The sequence below is a fragment of the Kitasatospora sp. NPDC001603 genome (assembly GCF_040298365.1).
Taxonomy (GTDB): domain Bacteria; phylum Actinomycetota; class Actinomycetes; order Streptomycetales; family Streptomycetaceae; genus Kitasatospora.
Genome location: NZ_JBEPAA010000003.1, coordinates 74373 through 94148, shown reverse-complemented (window position 1 = coordinate 94148; position 19776 = coordinate 74373). Strand labels below are relative to the sequence as shown.

The window sequence follows — 19776 nt, the reverse complement described above, 5'->3', positions numbered from 1 at the left end:
GACCCGCCGCCGGCCCCCGCTCCCGGCGTTGGGACACCGGGCGGCGCGTGATCCCAGCATGCGGACTACCATGCGTGGAGCACCGCAGCCCTGCACCGTCGCAGGTCCGGCCCGGCCGACGCGCGTCGAGGAGCCGGGGCTTCTGGTGTGTGCGGCCGCCGTGACCGGTGGACGCACGCGCCAGGGGCCCCGGACCCGGCCCGCTCCGGCGGGACGGCCCGCAGTGGCGGCCCCGGGCTGCGCCGGTGCGGCAGCCGTGCCGTGACCGGTGCCGTGGACCGCGATAGAACAGGACGCATTACGTGACTGCATTGTCTGTGAGCACCTCCTCCGCCGCCTCGCTGCGCGCGGACGCCGTGGTGATCGGTGTGGCGAAGGGCCCGAAGGGCATCGTGCTGGCGCCGGGCGCCGAGGCCGTGAGCGAGGCGTTCGAGGGCAAGCTGGCCGAGGTCCTCAGCACCCTGGGCGCGACCGGCGCCGAGGGCGAGGCCGTCAAGGTCCCCTCCCCCGCCGGCCTGAAGGCCGCGCTCGTGCTCGCGGTCGGCCTCGGCGAGGCCGCCGACGCCGGCTACGGCCTGGAGACGCTGCGCCGCGCCGCCGGTGTCGCCGCCCGCACCCTGGGCGGCAGCAAGAAGGCCGCGCTGGCCCTGCCGGCCGAGTCCGCCGACGAGGTCGAGGCGGTCGCGCTGGGCGGCCTGCTCGGCGCCTACTCCTTCGGCACCTACAAGGGCAACGGCAGCGCCAAGGAGCCGGTCGGCGAGCTCGTGCTGCTGACCGTCCGCAAGGGCAGCAAGGACGCCAAGGCCGCCGTCGAGCGCGCCGTCGTCCTCGGCGAGGAGATGAACCGCGCCCGCGACCTGGTCAACACCGCGCCGAACGACCTGAACCCCAAGGGCTTCGCCGCGATCGCCCAGGCGGCCGGCAAGGAGCACGGCCTCAAGGTCGAGGTGCTGGACGAGAAGGCGCTGCTCAAGGGCGGCTTCGGCGGCCTGCTCGGCGTCGGCAACGGCTCGGCCAACCCGCCGCGGCTGGTGAAGGTGGCCTACACCCACCCGAAGGCCAAGGCGAGCCTGGCGTTCGTCGGCAAGGGCATCACCTACGACTCGGGCGGCATCTCGCTGAAGCCGGCCGGCCACAACGAGACCATGAAGTGCGACATGGCCGGCGCGGCCGCGGTGTTCGCCGCCGTCGTCTCCGCCAAGCGCCTGGGCCTCGCCGTCAACGTCACCGCCTGGCTGGCGCTGGCCGAGAACATGCCGTCGGGCACCGCCACCCGCCCGGGTGACGTGCTGCGCATGTACGGCGGCAAGACCGTCGAGGTGCTGAACACCGACGCCGAGGGCCGCCTGGTGCTGGCCGACGCCATCGTGCGCGCCGGCGAGGAGAACCCGGACGTGATCGTCGACGTGGCGACGCTGACCGGCGCGATGATGCTGGCGCTGGGCAGCCGCACCTTCGGCGTGATGGCCAACAACGACGAGCTGCGCGAGACCCTGCACACCGTCGCGGGCGAGGCCGGCGAGCAGTCCTGGCCGATGCCGCTGCCGGCCGAGCTGCGCAAGGGCATGACCGAGTCGACCATCGCCGACCTGGCCAACATGGGCGAGCGGATGGGCGGCGGCCTGGTGGCCGGCCTGTTCCTCAAGGAGTTCGTGGCCGAGGGCATCGACTGGGCCCACCTGGACATCGCCGGCCCCGCCTTCCACGAGGGCGCGCCGTTCGGCTACACCCCCAAGGGCGGCACCGCGAGCGCGGTGCGCACCCTGGTCCGCTTCGCCGAGCGGACCGCGGCGGGCGACAAGGCCTGATCCGGGGTTCGAACGGACGGGGTCCCGCGCACTCGCGCCGGACCCCGTCCGCGTTCCCGGGGCCGGCCCGCCCCCGGCGGGTGTCCGCCCACCCGCGGCGCTGTTACCTGCGAGTAGAAGGCGGGGACCAGTCCGCACCTCTGTTCGCTGCGGGCGAAACTTTGTTCCACAGTGCGGAACCGGGGGCGGGCCGGACCGCGCCAAAGGCCGCTCCCGCCGCTGTCAAGCCCGCATTGAGCTGCGATGATGCCCTTCGGTCGGGGCTGTTCCCGCCCCTGTGACCGCCCTTCGGGACACCCCTGGGGTGGACCCGGACATCAGCTGCCGTGAACAAGTGCGAAGATGTATTTCCGGCACGACTGGGCGCCCCACAAAGGCTTCCGACCCACCGGACCGCGACCGGCCCGGCGACCCACCCCATTGCATGGAGGACGTGACGTGGCGAACGACGCCAGCACCGTTTTCGACGTAGTCATTCTCGGAGGCGGAAGCGGCGGTTACGCCGCGGCGCTCCGCGCCGCTCAGCTGGGTCTGAGCGTCGCCCTGGTCGAGAAGGGTGAGCTGGGCGGCACCTGCCTGCACCGCGGCTGCATCCCGACCAAGGCACTGCTGCACGCCGCCGAGATCGCGGACGAGACGAAGGAGGCCGCCGAGTTCGGCGTTCTGGCCACCTTCCAGGGCATCGACATCAACGGCGTCCACAAGTACAAGGACGACGTCATCGCCGGCCTGTACAAGGGCCTGCAGGGCCTGGTCGCCTCCCGCAAGGTGACCTTCATCCAGGGCGAGGGCAAGCTCTCCTCGCAGACCTCGGTGGACGTCAACGGCCAGCGCGTCGAGGGCCGCCACATCGTCCTCGCCACCGGCTCCGTGCCGAAGTCGCTGCCGGGCCTGACCATCGACGGCGACCGCGTGATCTCCTCGGACCACGCGCTCAAGCTCGACCGCATCCCGAAGTCCGCCGTGATCCTCGGCGGCGGCGTGATCGGCGTCGAGTTCGCCTCGGTCTGGAAGTCCTTCGGCGTCGACGTCACCATCGTCGAGGCGCTGCCGCACCTGGTCCCGCTGGAGGACGAGAACTCCTCCAAGCTGCTGGAGCGCGCGTTCCGCAAGCGCGGCATCAAGTTCGAACTGAAGGCCCGCTTCTCCGGTGTCGAGTACACCGAGACCGGCGTGCGCGTCTCCACCGAGAACGGCAAGCAGATCGACGCCGACCTGCTGCTCGTGGCCATCGGCCGCGGCCCGGTCTCGGCCGGCCTCGGCTACGAGGAGAACGGCGTCGCGATGGACCGCGGCTACGTGCTCGTCGACGAGTACATGCGCACCAACGTGCCCACCATCTCCGCCGTCGGCGACCTCGTCCCGACCCTGCAGCTGGCCCACGTCGGCTTCGCCGAGGGCATCCTGGTCGCCGAGCGCGTGGCCGGCCTCAAGGCCGTGCCGATCGACTACGACGGCGTCCCGCGCGTGACCTACTCCAACCCCGAGGTGGCCTCCGTCGGCATCTCCGAGGCCAAGGCCGTCGAGCTGTACGGCAAGGAGAAGGTCGTCACCCTCAAGTACAACCTGGCCGGCAACGGCAAGAGCAAGATCCTGAAGACCGCCGGCGAGATCAAGCTCGTCCAGGTCAAGGACGGCGCCGTGGTCGGCGTCCACATGGTCGGCGCCCGGATGGGCGAGCAGGTCGGCGAGGCGCAGCTGATCTACAACTGGGAGGCTCTGCCGGCCGAGGTCGCGCAGCTCATCCACGCCCACCCGACCCAGTCCGAGGCCCTGGGCGAGGCGCACCTGGCGCTGGCCGGCAAGCCGCTGCACGCGCACGACTGATCACGCCCCACTCCCCCCATTCCAGTACGCAAGACTTGATAGGAGTCGCTGAAACCATGGCGGTCTCAGTAACACTGCCCGCGCTGGGCGAGAGCGTTTCCGAGGGCACCGTCACCCGTTGGCTGAAGGCCGAGGGTGAGCGTGTGGAGGTCGACGAGCCGCTGCTCGAGGTCTCCACCGACAAGGTCGACACCGAGATCCCGGCCCCGGCCTCGGGCATCCTGGCCTCGATCAAGGTCGGCGAGGACGAGACCGTCGAGGTCGGCGCCGAGCTGGCGGTCATCGACGACGGCTCCGGCGCGCCGGTCCCCGCCGCGGCCCCGGCCGCCGAGGCCGCTCCGGCCGCCGCCCCGGCCCCGGTCGCGGAGGCGCCCGCCGCCCCCGCCCCGGCCGCCGAGGCTCCGGCTCCGGCCGCTCCGGCCGCTCCGGCCGCCGCGCCGGCCGCCGACGCCACCCCGGTGCTGCTCCCCGCGCTGGGCGAGTCTGTCACCGAGGGCACCGTCACCCGCTGGCTGAAGGCCGAGGGTGAGACGGTCGAGGTCGACGAGCCGCTGCTCGAGGTCTCCACCGACAAGGTCGACACCGAGATCCCGTCGCCGGTCGCCGGTGTCGTGGTGAAGATCCTGGTCGGCGAGGACGAGACCGCCGAGGTCGGCGCCCAGCTCGCGCTGATCGGCGCCCCGGGCGCGACCCCGGCCGCCGAGGCTCCGGCTCCGGCCGCCGCCCCGGCTGCCGCTCCCGCACCGGCCCCGGCACCGGCCGCGGCTCCGGCCCCGGCCCCGGCTCCGGCCGCCCCGGTGGCCCCGCCGGCCCCCGTCGCCGCCCCGGCCCCCGTCGCCGCTCCGGCTCCGGCTGCCCCGGTCGCGCCGGCTCCGGCCGCTCCGGTCGCCGCCCCGGCTCCGGCCGCCGACAGCGGTGACGCCTACGTCACCCCGCTGGTGCGCAAGCTCGCCGCCGAGCAGGGCGTCGCCCTGGCCTCCGTCACCGGCACCGGTGTCGGCGGGCGCATCCGCAAGCAGGACGTCATCGCCGCCGCCGAGGCCGCGAAGGCCGTTCCGGCCCCCGCCGCTGCCGCCCCGGCCGCCGCGCCGAAGGCCGCCGCCGCGCCGTCCCCGCTGCGTGGCCAGACGGTCAAGATGACCCGCATCCGCAAGGCCATCGGCGACAACATGCTGAAGGCCCTGCACGAGCAGGCCCAGCTGACCAGCGTCGTCGAGGTGGACGTCACCAAGGTCATCTCGCTGCGCGGCAAGGCCAAGGACGCCTTCCTCGCCCGCGAGGGCGTGAAGCTGTCCCCGATGCCGTTCTTCGTCAAGGCCGCCGCCCAGGCGCTGAAGAGCCACCCGGTGATCAACGCCCGCATCAACGAGGCCGAGGGCACCGTCACCTACTTCGACTCCGAGAACATCGGGATCGCGGTGGACTCCGAGAAGGGTCTGATGACCCCGGTCATCAAGGGTGCGGGCGACCTCAACATCGCCGGCATCTCGAAGAAGACCGCGGAGCTGGCCGGCAAGGTCCGCGGCAACAAGATCACTCCGGACGAGCTGTCCGGCGCGACCTTCACCATCAGCAACACCGGTTCGCGCGGTGCGCTGTTCGACACCGTCATCGTGCCGCCGAACCAGGTCGCCATCCTGGGCATCGGCGCGACGGTCAAGCGCCCGGTCGTCATCGAGGCCGACGGCGGCACCGCCATCGGCATCCGTGACATGACCTACCTGTCGCTCTCCTACGACCACCGCCTGGTGGACGGCGCCGACGCCGCCCGCTTCCTGGTGGCCGTCAAGGAGATCCTGGAGGCCGGCGAGTTCGAGGTCGAGCTCGGCCTCTGAGCCGGCCGCCACGGCAGCCCACGGCAGTACGGAACCCCGCGTCGTCCCCGGACGGCGCGGGGTTCCGCGTTGGCGCCCGGCCGCCCGGCAGCGGCCTCGGTACCCGTACTCCCCCGGCGCGGCCCGCGTTTCGCCGGGCCATCGCATGCGATCGCGCGGGCGAACAGGGATGCTGGAGCGGTGATGGACGAGACCGACTTCTGGCAGATCATCGACGACACCCGGGAGGACGCCGACGGCGACCCCGACGAGCAGGCGGAACGGCTGGTGGAACGGCTCGTCCAACTGACCCCGGACGACGTCATCGACTTCGCCCGGCTCTTCGAGGCCCGGTTCCAGCGCGCCTACCGGACCGACCTGTGGGGCGCGGCCCACCTGCTGCTGGACGGCGCCTCCGAGGACACCTTCGACTACTTCCGCTGCTGGCTGATCGGCCAGGGGCGGGAGGTGTTCGAGGGCGGCCTGCACGAGCCGGACGATCTGGCCGACCTGCTCCCGGAGTTCGACGAGGAGGAGGACGGCGAGGCCGAGGACCTGGGCTACGCGGCCGACGAGGCGTACGAGCAGTTGACCGGGCTGCCGCTGCCCGAGGTGGGCGACCGGCAGCCCGCGCGGCCGGCCGGCGCCGCGCTGGACTTCGAGGACCCGGACACGATGGCGAAACGGTTCCCCAAGCTCTGGGAGCGGTACGGGGACTGACCCGGGAGCGGTACCGGGAGCGGCCCGGCGGGAGGTCCGGCCCGGCGGGAGGTCCGGCCCGGTGGCGGCCGGAACGCCGGAGCGGGTGCCCGAGCGGGTGGCTCGGACACCCGCTCGGGGTGCCGGTGGCGTCGGACGCCCGGGCTCAGGTGCCGGAGCCGGAGCCGCTGCCGTCCTGCTTGATGCCCTTGAGGATCTGGTCGAGCACGGTGGGATCGGGTGCGCCCGCGGCGTCGTCGACCCCGCCCTCGAAGGCCACGAAGCCACCGCCCTTGGCCGGGACGGCCGCCAGCAGGATGTAGCCCTTGGTGCCGTCCGAGGTGGTGATGTGCCACCGCACCGCGTAGCCGGAGACGCCCGCCACGGTGGTGTTGGCGGAGCCCGCGTCGGTGTGCGAGGTGATCCCGGTGAAGATCGCCGCCGCGTAGGTGGGCATCGCCGCCTCCGCCGCCGCCCGGGCCGAGGCTCCCGGGATGGTGTCCTTCTCCACCGAGAACTGGCCCCTGATGCAGGAGCCGCCGCCCGGGCAGGTGTAGCGGCCGCTGCCCAGGAAGACCGTCGAGTGCGTGGTGTCGGTCTGCGAGTCCCAGCCCTGGAAGATCGGCACCGTGATGGAGTGCTGGGCGTCCGCGGCGGTGTCCTTGACCACCGGCACCGGCGGCAGGCTGGGGGCCGGCGTGGGCGTGGGCGCGGGTGTGCGCGTGGTCGGGCCGGGGCTCGGCGTCCGGCTCGGGGTGTCGGTGACGGTGACCGTCGGCACCGGCTCCGGGTCGGCCTTGGGATCGCCGCCGCTGTTGAGGGCGATCGCGGCGACCACGCCGACCACGGCCAGCACGCCGACCACGATCCCCACGACCGCGCCCGGCTTCATCCGGCCGGGGGGCGGCGGCGACGGCGGATAGCCGCCCTGCGGGTAGCCGTAGGCCTGCTGGTCCGGCGTCGGGTAGCCGTAGCCGGGCGTGCCCTGCTGGGGCGCGCCGTAGCCGTACGCGGGCGGCGGGGAGACCGGGGCGGGCTGCTGCGGGGTCTGCCAGGAGACCTGGGTCGGGGCGTCGGCGAGCCCGCCGCCGCCCGCCTGGAGGGGGCGGACGTCGCTGGTCCAGGCGTTGCCGTCCCACCAGCGCTCATGACCGGGCGTGCCGTCCGCACCCGGTACCGGGTACCACCCGGGAGGCGTCGAGTTGCTCACGGCCGTACGGTACCCGGCGCGGCACTGCTCCAGACAGGTTGGGTTTGTCACGAGTCTGCACCACCCGGGGGACCCTGATCTGACGTCCCGTCAGCGACTCGGGCCCCGGGAGGCGGCACGCGGCCCACCCGCCGCGCCGGAGGGGGCGACGGGCGACCCGCCAGGCGCGGGAGGGCGGAGCGCGGGGTCAGCCGAGCAGTGAACGGGCCATCCAGATGTCGTCCACGTACCGGCCGTCGATCAGGAACTCCTCGGCGAGCGAACCCTCGACCACGAAGCCGCAGGCCTCGTAGAGGCGGCGGGCCGGGGCGTTGTGCCCGAGCACCCGCAGGGTGATCCGGCGCGCCCCCTGCTCCGCGGCGGCCGCACAGCCCGCCTCCACCAGCGCCCGGCCGACGCCCCGGCCGCGGGCCCCGGAGGAGACCGCCAGTCCCTGGATCTGCCGCACGTGCCCGTTACTGGCCAGCGGGGTGGGCGGAACCACCCGGATGTAGCCGACGATCCGGCCGTCCAGCAGGGCGAGCAGGAACTGGTCCGGGGTGTGGCGCTCGTCGAACACGGTGTCCCCCTCGGCCGGCTGCGGGGCGACGTCGCTCTGCCAGGACCAGGCGGCCCGGTTGAGCGCGGAGAGTTCCTTCTCGTCCTCGGTCTGCGCGGGACGGATGATCAGATCTTCGGCGTGCATGCGCGCCATGCTAGTCAGCCGCGCCCGGGGTGGATACGGAGTTCCGGCCGCCGGAAACTGCGAGGATGGGCCCATGCGCATCGCGGTCACAGGATCCACGGGATTGATCGGCTCGACACTCGTCCGCTCGCTGCTGGCCGACGGCCACGAGGTGGTCCGGCTGGTCCGGCACCGCTCCAGAACCGGTCCGCGGCCGGACGGGACGACGGCGATCGGCTGGAACCCGCTGCTGGGCCAGGTGGACCGGGCCGGGCTGGCCGGCGTCGAGGCGGTGGTGCACCTGGCGGGCGCCGGGGTCGGCGACCGCCGCTGGACCGACGCGTACAAGCGGGAGATCCGGGAGAGCCGGGTGCTCGGCACCGAGACGCTGGCCGTCGCGATGGCCGAACTCGACAAGCCGCCCCGGGTCTTCGTCAGCGCCTCGGCCGTCGGCTACTACGGCCAGACCGGCGACCGGGTGATCGACGAGGACTCGCCCGCCGGGGACGACTTCCTCGCCGAGGTCTGCGTCGAGTGGGAGGCCTCCGCGCGGCCCGCCGAACGGGCCGGGATCCGGGTGGTCCACCCGCGCACCGGGCTGGTGCTCTCGGCCGCGGGCGGGGCCGGCGGTCGGCTCTTCCCGCTGTTCCGCCTGGGGCTCGGCGGACGGCTCGGCGACGGCCGGCAGTACTGGAGCTTCATCTCACTGGCGGACGAGGTCGCCGCACTGCGGTTCCTGATCGACCGCGACGACCTGAGCGGCGCGTTCAACCTCAGCGCGCCGGAGCCGGTCACCAACGCCGAGCTGACGGCGGCGCTCGGCCGGGTGCTGAAGCGGCCGACGCCGTTCCCGGTGCCGGAGGCGGCGCTCAAGACGGTGCTGGGCGAGCTGGCCGTCGAGGTGACCGGCAGCCACCGGGTGGTACCGCGGCGGCTGCTGGAGGCCGGCTTCCGCTTCGAGCACCCGGACGTGGACTCGGCGGTGCGGGCGGCACTGTAGCGGCGGGGCGGCGTCGCGGCGGTTCCACGGGGTGGCGGCACTGTGGCGACGGGGACGTGCGGGCGCGGCGGTGCCGTCGCCGCGGGGCGGCAGGGAGGCGGCCGCTCCGGGCGGCCGCGGGGTGCGCGCGGAGCGGGCGCGTCCGGTAGGGCGCCTGCGGTAGGCCGAGTGGTCCGGGCGCGGATGCCCCGCCCGGGCCGCCCGCGTACGCCCGCTACGGCATCAGCCCTGGCCGGGGGCATATGCCGAGCGGGGTCGGGAGGGGCTCCGGGAGGGGGCGCACGGGAGCACGAACCAGGCGCGCCGCACGCCCCTGGTGACGGTGCGCGCCCATGGAGCCCGAACAGGACCACTTGCGGGCACCGTGTGTGACCGCGCCCCCACCGCATGCTGTCGAACCCTCCCCGGGACCCGGATAGGGCCCGGTGTGCTTGTCTGACGCTCGTACTGACTGGGCATCACACCGTCGGACCGTGTCCCGGCACCCCGCTGCCTGCGTCGGCCGAAGCTCCGGGACCAGGGAGGGAGCACGCCAGTGCCCACATACGACTTCACCCGCCGCACCCGCCGACAGTCCGATCCGGACGTCGTCGTGGTGGGGGCCGGACTCGCGGGCCTGGCCGCCGCCCGCGCGCTCACCGGCTACGGCCTGACCGTCCAGGTCCTGGAGGCCTCGGGCCGGATCGGCGGCCGGATGGCCACCCGCGAGCTGGACGGCTTCCGGCTCGACCACGGCAGCCAGTTGCTGAACACCGCGTACCCCGAGCTGAGCCGGGCCCTCGACCTGGACCGGCTCGGTCTGCACCCGCTCGCGCCCGGCGTGCTCGTGCACAGCGGGGGCCGCCGCTACCGCGCCGGGGACCCGCAGTTGACCGCCGCCCGCCAGGCGGCCTCCCGGGCCCCGCTGGGCAGTCCGCTGGACAAGGCCCGGCTGGGCAGCTGGCTCAGCCGGCTGGCCGCCACCCCGGCCGGCCGACTGCAGGCCCGGCCGGAGACCACCACCGCCCGCGCCCTCGGCGAACGCGGGCTCGCCCCGCGCACCGTCGACGGCTTCCTGCGGCCGCTGCTCGGCGCCCTGCTCAGCGATCCGGCCCTGGGCACCAGCAGCCGGATCGCCGACCTGGTGCTGCGCTGCTACGCGCGCGGCCGCCTCTGTCTGCCCGCCGACGGGATCGCGGCCGTCCCGGCCCAGGTGGCCGCCGCCCTGCCGGCCGACACCCTGCGGTCCGGCGTGCGGGTCACCTCGATCGCGGCCGACGGCGTGGAGACCGCCGGCCACGGCCGGATCGGCGCCCAGGCCGTCGTGGTGGCGACCGACGCACGCTCGGCCGCCGCGCTCCTGCCCGGGCTGCGGCTGCCGGACTTCCACCCCGTCACGACCTTCTACCACGCCGCCGACCGGGCGCCGATCGGCGAGGCCGTCCTGCTGCTGGACGGCGACCGCCCGAACGGCCACCCGCCGCTGGTCTCGCACTCCCTGGTGCTCAGCGAGCTGCACCACTCGTACGCCCCGCCCGGGCAGGCCCTGATCGCCACCACCGTGCTGGGGCGGCGCTCCTTCGACTCCGGCGGGCCCGCCGCGCTCGAACCCGCGGTGCGGGCCCGGCTGGCGGAGCTGTACGGCGTCCCGACGAAGGGCTGGCAGTTCCTGAGCGTGCGCCACGTCCCGGACGCGGTGCCGGCCATGCCGCCGCCGCACAACAACCGCCGCCCGGTGCGCCTGCTGGCCGGGCTGTACGTCTGCGGCGACCACCGGGACACCAGCAGCGTCCAGGGCGCCCTGGTGTCGGGGCGGCGGGCGGCCCTGGCCGTGGCGCGCGACCTCGGGCTGCCGGTCTCCGCCCGGGAGGCGGAGGCGGCGGCGTAACACGCGGCCGCCGGGCTGCCGGGACGGCATGCCACAGCGTGCCAGTATGCCGATATGACCGCTAATCGGACGTTTTCCGTCCAGGACCCCGGGCCCCTCGCCCGGTGAGCGCCGACTGCCGGATCGACCCGCTCGCACTGATCCTGATCCCGGCCGCCGCCGTGGCCGCCCCGCTGCTGGCCGATCGGCTGCTGCGGTGGGTCGCCGTGCCCACGGTGGTGTTCGAGATCGTGCTCGGCGTCCTGATCGGCCCCGACGTCCTGGACTGGGCGCAGGTCGACGGGCTGGTCGACGCGCTCTCCGAGTTCGGCCTGGCGATGCTGATGTTCCTGGCCGGTTACGAGATCGACTTCGCCAAGCTGCGCGGCGGCCCGCTGAAGCGGGCGGGCGCCGCGTGGCTGGTGTCCCTGGTGGTGGCCCTCGGCGTGGGCGCCATGGTCAACCGGGACCCGCTGAACGGCGCCTTCGCCGGGCTCGCGCTCACCACCACCGCGCTCGGCACCATCCTGCCGATCCTGCGCGACTCCGGGGAGCTGCCGACGCCGTTCGGCTCGCTGGTGATGGCCACCGGCGCGGTCGGCGAGTTCGGGCCGATCATCGCGGTCGCGATCCTGCTCAGCGGCAACAGCCCGGCCAGGACCGCCGTCATCCTGGCCGTCTTCGCGGTGATCACGACGGCCGCCGTCGGCTTCGCCCGGCGGCCCCGGCCGGACTGGGTGACCCGGCTGATCCGCCGAACCCTGCGCACCTCCGGCCAGTTCGCGATCCGCACGGTGATCCTGGTGCTGACCGCGATGGTGTCCGCCGCGGTCTGGCTCGACCTGGACATGCTGCTCGGCGCCTTCACCGCCGGGATCGTCTCCCATCTGCTGCTGACCGACGTGCCCGAGGCCACGGAGGAGGTCATCGAGGCCAAGCTGGAGGGCATCGGCTTCGGCTTCCTCGTGCCGGTGTTCTTCGTGGTCAGCGGGATGAAGTTCGACCTGGAGGCGCTGCTCCGGGAACCGGGCAGCCTGCTGCTCGTCCCGGTGTTCCTGCTGCTGCTCCTGGCCGTGCGCGGACTGCCGGCGGCCCTCCTCGCCCCGATCGGGCTGGGCCGCCACGACCGGGCGGCGCTCGGCCTGTACGGCGCGACCGCGCTGCCGCTGGTCGTGGTGATCACCACGATCGAGGTGGACGCCGGGCACCTGCCGTCCTCCACCGCGGCCGCGCTGGTCGGCGCGGGCATGCTCTCCGTCCTGGCCTTCCCGCTGCTCGCCCAGCGGCTGCGCGGGAGCGCCCGCCCACCGGCCGCCGGGGGCGACCGGCAGCGGGTCAACGCCGAGAGCTGGTAGCCGCCGCGGCGGGCCGGCCGGGCCGGCCGGGCGGCCCGCCGCGGGCCCTCGTCAGATCACCCCCGCCTGGCGCGCCGTCTCCTCGAAGGCGCGGGCCACCGGACTGCCCCGGTAGGGGGTGAGCCGGCGGTGGAAGTCCCGGACGTACTCCAGCGAACGGGCCGAGCGCATCTCCCCGGCCGCCCGCAGCGCGTCGGTGGCCATGGTGCACGCCTCGTCCAAGTCCCCCATGCCGAGCCGGGCGGTGGCCAGCACCATCCGGCAGAAGATCCGGCTGCGGGCGTAGGCGGGCGAGCGCAGCCGCAGGGACTTCTCGGCGTGCTGCGCCGCCGTCCGCCACTGCTGGAGGTCCCGGTAGCAGTGGGCGAACTCGTCGGAGAGCTGCGCCTCGTCGAAGTAGCGCGCCCAGGAAGGCAGTTCGTCGCCGGCCCGGGCGCCGGCCAGGGCCCGCTCGGAGCGGACCAGGGCGGTGGTGCAGGAGCGGACGTCGCCCAGCAGGCCGTGGCCGCGCGCCTCGGCGGCGTGCAGCAGCGACTGCACGGTGGGCGGCACGGCGGTGCCCACGCCCTGCTGGGCGACCCGGGCCAGCTGGACCGCCTCCCGGCCGTGGCCCAGGTGGACGGCCTGCTGGCTCATCGTCACCAGGATGTAGCCGCCGAGCGCGCGGTCCCCGGCGGCCTGGGAGAGCCGCAGGGCCTGGACGAAGTAGCGCTGGGCCAGACCGTGCGCGGCGATGTCGAAGGACGTCCAGCCGGCGAGCCTGGTCAGGTCGGCGACGGCCCCGAAGAGCGCCCGCCCGATCTGCTCGCCGTAGCGGCCGCGCAGCATCGGCTCGGCCTCGCTCTCCAGGTAGCGGACCAGCGCCTGGCGGGCGTGCCCGCCGCCGTAGGCGTGGTCCAGCGCGCGGAAGAGGTCCCCGACGGCGCGGATGGCGGCGATGTCGCCCCGGCCGACGCGCAGGGCGGGCCTCGGCTCGCGGGCCGGGTCGGTGTACGGCGGTTCGACGGCGGTCGGCGGCCGACGGCTCTGGGTCGGCACTCGGCCGAGCGCGGCGGCCGAGGCGGCCGGGGCCGGCGGTGCGCCGGCGCCGCCGCGGGCCGGGCGGGCGGGGGACGCTCCGGGCGCCGCGGCGCGCGCCTGGGGTGCGGACGGCCCGCCGGGCGCCGGGCCGGCGGCGGTGTCCGGCCGGGGCAGCGTGGAGCCGTCCCTGGCGACCCGCTCGTCGGTGCGGCCGATCAGCCAGTCCCGGCTGGGGACGACCAGGCCGGCCGGGGTGAAGGCGATCCGGCGCAGCTCGGACTGCGGGCCGTTGTCCTTGCGCCACATGCTCGCCACGATGTCCACCGCCTCCTGCGGCGTCTCGGCGAACTCCAGGCCGGCGTAGACCGGGGCGCAGGCGTCCAGTCCGAGGTCCTGGGCGGTGAGCCGGCGGCCGAGCCGGCGGGTGAACACCTCGGCGATCAGCGCCGGGGTGGCCCCGCGCGGCTGCTGGCCGCGGAGCCAGCGGGTGACCGAGGTCTTGTCGTACCGCAGGTCCAGGCCGTGCTCCAGGCCGAGCTGGTCGACCCGGCGGGCCAGGCCGGCGTGCGAGAAGCCGGCCTCCTCGATCAGGGCGGCCAGCTGGCCGTTCTGCGGAGCCGGACCGGTGCTCACCGCGGCCGGTGGCGGGGCGGGCGCGGGTGCGACGGGCGCGTCCGCGGGCGCCGGGGCGCTCCGGTGCCGTGCGGTCGTGACCTGCGCGGGCAGCCGCATATCGTCGGCGGCCGGGGCCTCGGGGGCGTCCGGAAGGGCCCGGCCGACCGGACCTCGGTGCTGGTCGAGCGGGTCGAGCGGTCCGTACGCCGGGCTGTCGGTTGCAGGCCGTTGGGGCATAGTCAGTCAACACCTCTCGGACGCCGTACCGGCTCCACCAGCACTTCGGCTGCCTGTGGCGGCGCCCCCTGTCGGGAATCGGCGTGAATGTAGCGAGCATTCGGGCGCTATGGGCGGTTCTGACCGAGCAATCCTCCGAACGGGTGAAGCATCGGCGCCCATTGTGGGGAAGCCCGAGCGGCACGGGTTTGGCCCGGGGCGGCCGAACCGCCGATCGGCCCTCGTAGCGGTGACCACCACAGGGCGCCCGGCCGCTGTGGTACGCCATCACATGGGAGCCGGGCCGCCGACTTCCTACCGTTCTCGGCCATGGACACCACTTCAGCCCGCCCGCTCGACGGCCGTACGGCCCTGGTCACCGGGGCCGCCTCGGGCATCGGCCGGGCCTGCGCCGAAGCCTTCGCGGAGGCCGGCGCCCGGGTCTACGTCGTCGACCTCGCGGCCGCCCCGGCCCGGGAGCTCGCCGAGCGGATCGGCGGCGTGGCGCACGTCGCCGACCTCGCCGACCCGGAGGCGGTGGAGGCGCTGCCGGACGACGCCGACATCGTGGTCAACAACGCCGGCCTCCAGCACGTCGCGCCCGTCCACGAGTTCCCGATCGAGCGCTTCACCCTGATCCAGCGGGTGATGGTCGAGGCCCCGTTCCGCATCCTGCGCCGCACCCTGCCCCACATGTACGCGCGGGGCTGGGGGCGGGTGGTCAACATCTCCTCCGTGCACGGCCTGCGGGCCAGCGCCTTCAAGTCGGGCTACGTGACGGCGAAGCACGCCCTGGAGGGTCTGAGCAAGACGGTCGCGCTGGAGGGCGCGCCCCACGGCGTCACCAGCAACTGCGTCAACCCGGGGTACGTGCGCACCCCGCTGGTGGAGCGGCAGATCGCCGACCAGGCGCTCGCGCACGGCATCCGCGAGGACGAGGTGGTGGAGCAGATCATGCTCGACCGGCCCGCCGTCAAGCGGCTGATCGAACCCGACGAGGTGGCGCAGCTGGCCCTCTGGCTCTGCTCCGCGCACGCCTCCTACATCACCGGCGCCAGCCTCCCCGTCGACGGCGGCTGGACGGCCCGCTGATGCCCCCGCACCCCACTCCCCCCTTCGAGGTGACCCCGCCCATGGCCAGTTCCCCCGCCGTCGCGAGACCAGGCTCCCCCCTCTGGAAGGTGGTCGGTGCCAGCCTCATCGGCACCACCATCGAGTGGTACGACTACTTCCTCTACGGCACGGCCGCGGCGCTCGTGTTCGGCAAGGTGTTCTTCCCGGCGAGCGATCCGCTGACCGGGACCCTGCTCGCCTTCCTCACCTACGCGATCGGCTTCGCCGCCCGGCCGCTGGGCGCGCTGGTCTTCGGGCACTTCGGCGACCGGGTCGGCCGCAAGCGGCTGCTGGTGGTGAGCCTGCTGCTGATGGGCGGCTCGACCACGCTGATCGGCCTGCTGCCGACGTACCACCAGATCGGCGCCGCCGCGCCGGTGCTGCTGACCGTGCTGCGGCTGGTGCAGGGCTTCGCGCTCGGCGGCGAGTGGGGCGGCGCGGTCCTGCTGGTCTCCGAGCACGGGGACGCGCGCAGGCGTGGCTTCTGGGCGTCCTGGCCGCAGGGCGGCGCCCCCGCGGGCAACCTGCTGGCGGCGGGCGTGCTGTCGCTGCTCACCACCGTGCAGTCGGACGCCACCTTCCTGTCCTGGGGCTGGCGGGTGCCGTTCCTGCTGTCGGCGCTGCTGGTGGCGGTGGGCATGTGGATCCGGCTGGCGGTGGACGAGTCGCCGCTGTTCCAGCAGGCGCTGGCGGCCGCCGAGGCCCGGAAGGCGGCCGGCCGGGCGGTGGAGCAGCCCCCGCTGGTGGCGGTGCTGCGCCACCACTGGCGGGAGGTGCTGGTGGCGATGGGTGCCCGGATGGCGGAGAACATCTCGTACTACGTGATGACCACCTTCGTGCTGGCCTACGCGGTGACCCGGGTGCACCTGCCGAAGCAGACCGCGCTGAACGCGGTGCTGATCGCCTCGGCGATCCAGTTCGCGCTGATCCCGGTGTTCGGGGCGCTCTCCGACCGGGTCGGGCGCAAGCCGGTGTACCTGGTGGGCGCGGTGGGCGTCGGGGTCTGGGCGTTCGTCTTCTTCGGGCTGGTGGACACCCGCTCGTTCGGCTCGCTGCTGCTGGCGGTGACCGTCGGGCTGGTCTTCCACAGCGCCATGTACGCGCCGCAGGCGGCCTTCTTCTCCGAGATGTTCGCGACCCGGATGCGCTACTCGGGCGCCTCCATCGGCGCCCAGTTCGCCTCGGTGGCGGCCGGCGCCCCGGCCCCGCTGATCGCGACGGCGCTGCTGAAGGACTACGGCAGCTCGACGCCGATCGCGGTGTACGTCGCCGTCGCGGCGGTGATCACCGTCCTCGCGGTGCTCTGCGCCCGGGAGACCCGCGGCCGGGACCTGACCGAGGCCGACCCGGAGGCCGGTGCGCAGGCCGGTGCGCAGGACCGGGTGGCGGGTGCGCCGGAGAGCGCCGCCGTCACCAGGACCGCGCGGGCCTGACGGACCGGTGGCCGGCGCCCACGCCCCCGTGCGCGCCGACCACCCGCACCGGCCACCCGCGCCCCCCGGGCCGAGCGGCTACGATCGCGCTTCCGTCCCTGGGGTAGCGACCCACTGCCGATTGGCGGCCGTACCGTGAACGACCCCCGTCCCGAGACCGGCGCGGCACCCGCGCTACGGCGGTTGCTCGACCTCCTGGCCTCCGGGGCCGCCACCGAGGACTTCGCCGAGGTCCTGGCCGACGCCCGCCGCCGGGGGGCGCCGGCCGCCGTGCTGAGCGCGATCGACGACGCCACCTGGCAGGCGCTGCGGGTGCACCGGACGCTGCGTCAGCACCGCCGCCGCGAGGCCGAGCTGACGGCGCTCTTCGACACCGCCGGGGACCTCGCCGCCTCCCGGGACCTGGACACCGTGCTCCAGGCGATCGTCCGCCGGGCCCGGCTGCTGCTCGGCACCGACACCGCCTATCTGACCCTCCCGGACGAGGCCGCCGGCGACACCTACATGCGGGTCACCGACGGCTCCGTCTCGGTGCTCTTCCAGACCCTGCGGCTGAGCCTGGGCGACGGCCTCGGCGGCCTGGTCGCCCAGACCGCCCGCCCGTACGCCACCCCCGACTACCGGACCGACGAGCGGTTCCACCACACCGGCACGATCGACGCGGGCGTGCTGGACGAGGGCCTGGTGGCGATCATCGGAGTGCCGCTGCTGCTCGGCGGGCGGGTGATCGGGGTGCTGTTCGCCGCCGACCGCGCCCCGCGCGCCTTCTCCCCCGACGAGGTCGCGCTGCTCTGCTCGCTGGCCGCGCACGCCGCGATCGCGCTGGACACCGCCAAGTCGCTGGCCGACACCCGGGCCGCGCTGGCCGGGCTGAACAGCGCCAACGAACTGATCCGGGCCCACGCCGCCGCCGTCCAGCGGGCCGAGCAGGGCCACGACCGGCTCACCGACCTGGTGCTGCGCGGCGCCGAGGTGCCGGACGTCGCCGCCGAGGTCGCCGCCCTGCTGGGCGGCGAGGTGGCGGTCCTGGACACCGAGGGCGACCCGCTGGCCGGCCGGGCCGGACCCGCCGAGGGGCTGGCCGGGGCCGTCGCCGCCTCCCGGGCCGAGGGCCGGTCGGTGCGGCACGGCGAGGACTGGGTCTGCGCCGTGCTGGCCGGCCAGGAGCCGCTGGGCACCCTCGTGCTGCGCGGGCGGCCGGGCCTGGAGGACGCCGACCGGCGGCTGTTCGAACGGGCCGCCGTGGTCACCGCGCTGCTCCTGCTGCTGCGCCGCTCGGTGGCCGAGACCGAGAACCGGGTGCGCGGCGAGCTGCTGGCCGACCTGCTGACCGCCCCCGACCGCGACCCGGCCGGCCTGACCGCGCGCGGGCGCCGGCTCGGCGTGGACCTCGGCCGCCCGCACCTGGTGCTGGTGGCGGAGCCGGCCGGCGCCCCCGGCACCGCGGCGACCGACCGCGGCCGGCTGGCGGGCGCGGCGGGGCGCTACCTGTTCGGCTCGCGCGGCATCAGCGCGGAGCACGGCGAGGCCGTGGTCCTGCTGCTCCCGGAGGACGCGCCGGCGGGCCCCGCGGGTGCGGCGGGCCCGGCGTCCGCCCAGCAGGCGGCCGAGCTGGCCGCCGAGCGGCTGGCCCGGCTGGCCGGGTTCCCGGTCACCGTGGGCGTCGGCCGTCCCGCCGCCGGGCCGGTCGCGCTGGCCTCCTCGTACGCCGAGGGCCTGCGCTGCGTCCGGGCCCTGCGGGTGCTCGGCCGGGCCGGGGACGGCGCCTCGGCCCGCGACCTGGGCTTCCTCGGCGTGCTGCTCGGCGACGGCCACGACGTCGACGGCTTCGTCGGCGCGACGCTCGGCCCGTTGCTGGACTACGACGCCCGGCGCGGCACCGAACTGGTCCGCACCCTGCGCGCCTACTTCGACTGCGGCGGCAGCCTGACCCGGGCCAAGGACGAGCTGCACGTGCACGTGAACACCGTGGTGCAGCGGCTGGACCGGGTCGAGGCGCTGCTGGGCCCGGACTGGAACCGGCCCGAGCGCGCGCTGGAGGTCCAGCTGGCGCTGCGCCTCCAACTGCTCGCCGGCGCCTGAGCCGGGGTGCTCCCGGGGCCTTCCCGGGGCGTTCCCGGGGCGTTCCCGGGGTCGCTGCGGGCGGTTCGGGCCGGTCGTCCACCGCATTCGGGCACCTGAACGACCGGCCGGGGCGCGGGCGTACAGTGGCGAGGTTGGTCTCGAACGCCGGGCAAGGAGCAGCAGTGGCCACAGAGCGCGACGAGGTGGGCGCATGAGCGGGAACGTACGGTTCGTGCGCCTGGGCACCGGCGACGGTGCCGTCCCCTACCAGGAGGCCTGGGAGGAGCAGCAGCGGCTGCACGCCCTGCGGGTCGCGGACGAGATCCCCGACACCGTGCTGCTGCTGGAGCACCCCCCGGTGTACACGATGGGCCGCCGCACCAACCCGGCCGACCTGCCGCTGGACGGCACGCCGGTGGTCGAGGTCAACCGGGGCGGCGAGATCACCTGGCACGGCCCCGGCCAGCTGGTCGGCTACCCGATCGTGAAGCTCCCCGAGCCGATGGACGTCGTCGCCTACGTGCGCCGGCTGGAGGAGGCCCTGATCCGGGCCTGCGGCGAGTTCGGCGTGGAGACCACCCGGATCGAGGGCCGCAGCGGGGTCTGGGTGCTCGGCGCGAGCATCCCGGACGCGGTGGTCGACCCGGCGCAGGTGGTGGACATCGGCAAGCTCACCCTGCGGATGGGCCTGCCACTGGGCATCGACCCGCGGCTGGCCGGCCCCGAGTACGCGCCGTCCAACGCCGGGCAGCGCGGCGACGACCGCAAGCTCGCCGCGATCGGCGTCCGCGTCTCGCGCGGGGTGACGATGCACGGCTTCGCGCTGAACTGCAATCCGGACATGACCTGGTTCGACCGGATCGTGCCCTGCGGCATCCGGGACGCGGGCGTGGCCTCGCTCTCCGGTGAGCTGGGCCGCGACTTCGAAGTCGGCGAGGCGCTGTCCGTGGTCGAGAAGCGCCTGGCGGAGGTGTTCGCCGAACTGCCGGAACCGGCACTCGGCCGCTGAGCCCGCTCCCGGGGGCCGACCGACCTCGCCACCCGGGAATCTACCGGCCGGTAGCACTGTTGCCCTGCGTTTGCGGGCCACGG

General features: G+C 74.9%; 14 protein-coding genes. 11 read left to right on the top strand and 3 right to left on the bottom strand.

Translation table 11 applies throughout. The features are described 5' to 3' along the window. The first annotated feature begins 302 nt into the window (after window positions 1–302). The 4 genes from ABT263_RS03295 (at window position 303) to ABT263_RS03280 (ending at window position 6169) form a co-directional block, all read left to right on the top strand. A complete protein-coding gene (locus ABT263_RS03295) occupies window positions 303–1808 on the top strand; it encodes a leucyl aminopeptidase (RefSeq protein ID WP_352287016.1) in 1506 nt (501 codons plus the stop codon). Between the two features lie 438 nt (window positions 1809–2246). Next, on the top strand, window positions 2247–3635 hold the full coding sequence (gene lpdA, locus ABT263_RS03290; RefSeq protein WP_329487334.1) for a dihydrolipoyl dehydrogenase: 1389 nt from the start codon (window positions 2247–2249) through the stop codon (window positions 3633–3635). A 56-nt stretch (window positions 3636–3691) separates the two neighbouring features. Further along, window positions 3692–5470 (top strand): 2-oxoglutarate dehydrogenase, E2 component, dihydrolipoamide succinyltransferase, encoded by a 1779-nt coding sequence (gene sucB / locus ABT263_RS03285; RefSeq protein ID WP_352287014.1) that lies wholly within the window; start codon window positions 3692–3694, stop codon window positions 5468–5470. Between the two features lie 183 nt (window positions 5471–5653). Then, window positions 5654–6169, top strand: a complete 516-nt coding sequence (locus tag ABT263_RS03280; protein WP_329487336.1) for a DUF4240 domain-containing protein — start codon at window positions 5654–5656, stop codon at window positions 6167–6169. Between the two features lie 145 nt (window positions 6170–6314). Here the strand turns inward: ABT263_RS03280 and ABT263_RS03275 are convergent, their stop codons facing one another. Then, window positions 6315–7358, bottom strand: a complete 1044-nt coding sequence (locus ABT263_RS03275) for a DUF2510 domain-containing protein (RefSeq protein ID WP_352287011.1) — start codon at window positions 7356–7358, stop codon at window positions 6315–6317. Window positions 7359–7545: 187 nt separating this feature from the next. Then, window positions 7546–8043, bottom strand: coding sequence for a GNAT family N-acetyltransferase (locus tag ABT263_RS03270; protein ID WP_502885747.1), 498 nt, complete (start codon window positions 8041–8043; stop codon window positions 7546–7548). A 73-nt stretch (window positions 8044–8116) separates the two neighbouring features. Between ABT263_RS03270 and ABT263_RS03265 the strand changes: the two genes are divergently transcribed. The 3 genes from ABT263_RS03265 to ABT263_RS03255 all read left to right on the top strand — a co-directional run bounded on the left by ABT263_RS03265 (window position 8117) and on the right by ABT263_RS03255 (window position 12223). After that, window positions 8117–9022, top strand: a complete 906-nt coding sequence (locus tag ABT263_RS03265; protein ID WP_352287007.1) for a TIGR01777 family oxidoreductase — start codon at window positions 8117–8119, stop codon at window positions 9020–9022. A gap of 535 nt (window positions 9023–9557) precedes the next feature. Further along, a complete protein-coding gene (locus tag ABT263_RS03260; RefSeq protein ID WP_352287005.1) occupies window positions 9558–10889 on the top strand; it encodes an FAD-dependent oxidoreductase in 1332 nt (443 codons plus the stop codon). 104 nt (window positions 10890–10993) lie between these two features. After that, on the top strand, window positions 10994–12223 hold the full coding sequence (locus ABT263_RS03255; protein WP_352287003.1) for a cation:proton antiporter: 1230 nt from the start codon (window positions 10994–10996) through the stop codon (window positions 12221–12223). Window positions 12224–12274: 51 nt separating this feature from the next. Here ABT263_RS03255 and ABT263_RS03250 read toward each other — a convergent pair whose 3' ends face one another. After that, the gene (locus ABT263_RS03250; RefSeq protein WP_352287001.1) at window positions 12275–14095 is read right to left on the bottom strand and encodes an NsdA family TPR-like regulatory protein; all 1821 of its coding nucleotides are present in this window, start codon (window positions 14093–14095) and stop codon (window positions 12275–12277) included. Between the two features lie 309 nt (window positions 14096–14404). Here ABT263_RS03250 and ABT263_RS03245 point away from each other — a divergent pair, with 309 nt between their 5' ends. The 4 genes from ABT263_RS03245 to lipB all read left to right on the top strand — a co-directional run bounded on the left by ABT263_RS03245 (window position 14405) and on the right by lipB (window position 19693). Then, on the top strand, window positions 14405–15166 hold the full coding sequence (locus ABT263_RS03245; RefSeq protein ID WP_352286999.1) for a 3-hydroxybutyrate dehydrogenase: 762 nt from the start codon (window positions 14405–14407) through the stop codon (window positions 15164–15166). Between the two features lie 41 nt (window positions 15167–15207). Continuing rightward, window positions 15208–16620, top strand: a complete 1413-nt coding sequence (locus tag ABT263_RS03240; protein WP_352286996.1) for an MFS transporter — start codon at window positions 15208–15210, stop codon at window positions 16618–16620. Window positions 16621–16755: 135 nt separating this feature from the next. Further along, window positions 16756–18702, top strand: a complete 1947-nt coding sequence (locus ABT263_RS03235) for a helix-turn-helix domain-containing protein (protein WP_352286994.1) — start codon at window positions 16756–16758, stop codon at window positions 18700–18702. Between the two features lie 193 nt (window positions 18703–18895). After that, a complete protein-coding gene (lipB, locus tag ABT263_RS03230) occupies window positions 18896–19693 on the top strand; it encodes a lipoyl(octanoyl) transferase LipB (RefSeq protein WP_352286991.1) in 798 nt (265 codons plus the stop codon). Window positions 19694–19776: the final 83 nt, after the last annotated feature.

Bases quoted from the DNA above. Each gene is read 5' to 3' on its own strand.
- ABT263_RS03240 (WP_352286996.1), top strand. From the start codon at position 15,208: ATGGCCAGTTCCCCCGCCGTCGCGAGACCAGGCTCCCCCCTCTGGAAG.
- ABT263_RS03245 (WP_352286999.1), top strand. From the start codon at position 14,405: ATGGACACCACTTCAGCCCGCCCGCTCGACGGCCGTACGGCCCTGGTC.
- sucB (WP_352287014.1), top strand. From the start codon at position 3,692: ATGGCGGTCTCAGTAACACTGCCCGCGCTGGGCGAGAGCGTTTCCGAG.
- ABT263_RS03280 (WP_329487336.1), top strand. From the start codon at position 5,654: ATGGACGAGACCGACTTCTGGCAGATCATCGACGACACCCGGGAGGAC.
- ABT263_RS03250 (WP_352287001.1), bottom strand. From the start codon at position 14,095: ATGCCCCAACGGCCTGCAACCGACAGCCCGGCGTACGGACCGCTCGAC.
- ABT263_RS03265 (WP_352287007.1), top strand. From the start codon at position 8,117: ATGCGCATCGCGGTCACAGGATCCACGGGATTGATCGGCTCGACACTC.
- ABT263_RS03270 (WP_502885747.1), bottom strand. From the start codon at position 8,043: ATGCACGCCGAAGATCTGATCATCCGTCCCGCGCAGACCGAGGACGAG.
- lipB (WP_352286991.1), top strand. From the start codon at position 18,896: ATGAGCGGGAACGTACGGTTCGTGCGCCTGGGCACCGGCGACGGTGCC.